The sequence below is a fragment of the Methylobacterium sp. V23 genome (genome assembly GCF_002917135.1).
In the GTDB taxonomy this organism is placed as follows: domain Bacteria; phylum Pseudomonadota; class Alphaproteobacteria; order Rhizobiales; family Beijerinckiaceae; genus Methylobacterium.
In genome coordinates, this window is record NZ_PDHT01000100.1 from 1 (window position 1) to 2,436 (window position 2,436).

Genomic DNA, 2,436 nt, shown 5'->3' on the forward strand with positions numbered 1-2,436 from the left:
ATCTGCGTTTGTGTTGAGATTGCTCCGCCCGTTGAACTCCTCGCTGAAGCTGAGAACTCGATTTGATAGATCAATCATGACTCGCCTTACCCCCAATTCGGCCCTCGTTGGGACCACGTGCTTGTTTGAGCTGCACCGGTCAGCACGAAGCGGCCTGAAGCAGTACTTCAGGGCGGTTCTGGCTCACGAAGATCCAGGCAAGCTGAGAGAGGCTGCGGTGGCGCGGTGCAGCTGGCACCTCACAAGACCCACACTGCTCTCGCGATTACCCTCGATTAAGCTCAGGGAGAACATTGCGGCTTGGCCCTAACACCGGGTTAACATAGTTAATAAAGGCGGGAGCTCTCCAAGCATACGGATTGGGCAGACGACTTCATGAGCCGGCTCAGATTGCGTAGATCGGGAGGCCATGAAGTTTGATATGGTCGAGCCGCAGGGTTGGTCCTCTAAGAGGAGGCCCTAGACGACGAAGTCTGACCTAACGGCCCGATTGGCGTCGACCTACGGGTTGCTCCAGACGCTTAGCCGAGAGCAGAACGTACGGGTCCGCGATTGTATTTGAGGTGCCGGGATCGATCCTCAGCCATCTCGGTTCGATGTGACTGGTTGGCGCCATCGAGAAGCACGTAGACAGTCCTAGCCACCGGCGAGACTCGCACGTACAAGGCAGCGTGCGAATGCTCTGATCGCGTCCTCGCACCAGCGAAGCGCTGCGGCGCGACCAGCACAGCTGCAGCGTTTGCACCAGGCTGCGCCTGCCTCTCCCTCACCCCCTTCTCGTCCTCCCCGTTCCCCCAAGACACCGGGAATAACTAACCCTAGGCTCAGCCATCCGAGAATCTCGGAGGCCGGCGCTTACAATTTCCCAACCGTTCAGCTAATGGGATGTCCTCATGCTTGGGTAGACTCGCCTGACGTATATCGACCGAGTCAATTTGGGTAACCAATAAGTGATGTCGAGTGGCAAGTCGAAGACCATGTCGGTTAATGAAAACTACTCTCGTCGGGGATTGCTATCCGCCAGCTTGCCTATACTTGGATTTTTTACGCTCCCGGGCTGCACCTTTATTTCAAGCGACGGACCCAGCCGGTCGGAAATATTGAATAACGCGGCCACGACGGTGCCCAGCGCAGAAAACCGAGCTCAGTTTGTAAATATTGAGCTGAACAATACCGTAGTGACGCTTGCAAACGCCTTCACACAGAACATTACGCCTATCTTTCCCAAAATTGTGAGCGGGAACAATGCTGTCCAAGGTCGGATAGGGGTAGGCGACACCTTGAACATCACCATCTTCGAAGCCTCAGCCGGCGGCCTATTTATACCTGCTGAGGGCAGCGCTATCCGAGGGGGCAACTTTGTACCGCTTCCCCCTCAACAGGTCGAAATCAGCGGTGCAATCACGGTTCCTTATGCGGGCAGTGTCCAGGCGGTTGGACGAACCCCGCAGCAACTTTCTAAGGAAATTGCTAAACGCCTGGCTCAACGCGCAGTTGAGCCGCAAGTCGTCGTGTCGATACAAGAACGCCGCTATGGAACCGTTAATGTCCTGGGAGATGTGAATACGCCGACAAAGCTAACCATCGATCCAGGTGGGTTGCGCGTGCTTGAAGCGATCGCACGCGCCGGCGGTCCTCGAGGGGCTCCATATGAAACCCTTGTGATATTAAAGCGTGGGAATGCGACGACAGAGGCACTTTTGAGTGCGGTTCTTCAAATTCCAGGACAGAACAGCCTGCTTTCTCCCGGCGATATAATTTTTCTGAAAAAAGAACCTAAGTATTATATAGCCTTGGGCGCCACGCCGGCACCCGGCTCAATTGGAGGCATCAATAATAGGCGGTTTACATTTGAGAACGAGAGTATGAATCTAATGGAAGCTGCAGCTAAAGCGGGCGGCTTAGACTCAAATAGGGCTGACCCACGTTCAGTTTTTCTCTATCGCCTTGAAGCACGGAACGTGCTCGAACAGCTGAACATCGATACGTCAAGTTATGTCGGCAACGAGATCCCGACAATCTACTCATGTGATTTCGGTCGAAGCGATGCGTTCTTTCTCGCAGGAAGTTTCGCTGTGAGAAGCCGGGACATCATTTACGTAGCGGAAGCGCCTGCTATTGGCTTCCAGCGCTTCACAAACCTACTTTCTGGATTTTCTTCTAACGCGAATGCAATTGCTGCAACACGGGCCTATTAAGCTAGAGCACAGTCGGAGCGTTTTCCGGTTAGCCTGAGTGTCGCTTGATGGGCTGACAAAGGGGCTTGCCGTGATCCACTGCGTGGCTCGTTCGGCGGAGCTATGCATCGATGCCTTTTAGATCGACGGCAGGTGAGCGTATGGCGGATGCAGCGGTCACCACTGTACTAGGCTCGGGACTCGTAACCAGTAGCTGACGGTAGCAGCGATGCAGACGGCAGCCAGGTAGTTGGTGGCC

At 54.6% G+C, this 2,436-nt stretch carries 1 protein-coding gene; it reads left to right on the forward strand.

Annotated elements, in window-relative coordinates; all coding sequences use genetic code 11:
* Positions 1–953 precede the first annotated feature (953 nt).
* Positions 954–2,198 (forward strand): polysaccharide biosynthesis/export family protein, encoded by a 1,245-nt coding sequence (locus CRT23_RS27405; protein ID WP_103712619.1) that lies wholly within the window; start codon positions 954–956, stop codon positions 2,196–2,198.
* The last annotated feature ends 238 nt before the right edge of the window (positions 2,199–2,436 follow it).

What these genes read in the sequence shown, in the direction of transcription:
- CRT23_RS27405 (WP_103712619.1), top strand. Translation starts at nt 954, where the DNA reads ATGTCGAGTGGCAAGTCGAAGACCATGTCGGTTAATGAAAACTACTCT.